Genomic DNA, 795 nt, shown 5'->3' on the forward strand with positions numbered 1-795 from the left:
CTTCAGCGCCGCCTCGATGGCGCTGCGCGTGTTCTTCCGCACCGAATTGGGATCGTTGAAATATTTGGAGACAGTCGTGCGAGACAAGCCGACGAAGTCAGAGAAATCCTCCATCGTCCTGATCGTCTTTGCCATTCACAGGCCCCCTGTTCGACCCTTCCCGTCACTCTCTACGTGAGTCACCATCTTGCGCAAAGCTGCAACGCTTCGACCGTGCCAGGCGAGTTTCCGGGTCGATGGGAGTGCCGCGCGTTTTCACTCATATATCCGCCGAAAACTGCACCTTCATCGTCGCCGGATCGCCACCGCTCTTGGCGAAGAAGGGCAAAAGTTCCGCAAGCGGCAACCGGTGGCTGACCAACCGTGCCATGGTGCCGTCGTCGCGCCTCAGAATGTCGAGCGCTTGCGGGATGTTGCGGTTCAGCGAATGCGAACCGACCAGCCTGATCTGGCGGCGGAAGATCTCGAACGGCGCGACCCAGATCCTGGCGTCGGGCGCGCAGACGCCGAAGACGAGCCCAGTGCCGCCATCGGCTGTGAAGCCGATCATGGCTTCGACCACCCTGGCAACGCCGGTGGCGTCGGCAACGAAATCGAAGCCTTTCGTCCTTGCCGCCAGCGCCTGCGATCCGGACAGCAGCGGCACCAGCCCGAGCGCCTCGGCGAAGGCAAGCCGCTGCTCGCTGATGTCGGCAACCGCGACGCTCGCCACCCCCCTCGCCTTCAGCGACAGCGCAAGCAGCAGGCCGATCGGGCCGGCGCCGAAGACCAGCGCGGTGCCGGGCACGCGTGCGC

2 protein-coding genes are annotated in these 795 nt (G+C 64.3%); both read right to left on the bottom strand.

The window, feature by feature from the left end; translation table 11 throughout:
* Nucleotides 1-114 (bottom strand): LacI family DNA-binding transcriptional regulator (locus tag EN742_RS36465; RefSeq protein WP_245492498.1); only part of this gene is annotated, 114 nt, incomplete at its 3' end.
* Between the two features lie 145 nt (nucleotides 115-259).
* Nucleotides 260-795: zinc-binding dehydrogenase (locus EN742_RS36470; protein ID WP_148670594.1), on the bottom strand; the 536-nt coding region annotated here is incomplete at its 5' end.

The sequence above is a fragment of the Mesorhizobium sp. M4A.F.Ca.ET.020.02.1.1 genome (genome assembly GCF_004022645.1).
Classification (GTDB): domain Bacteria; phylum Pseudomonadota; class Alphaproteobacteria; order Rhizobiales; family Rhizobiaceae; genus Mesorhizobium.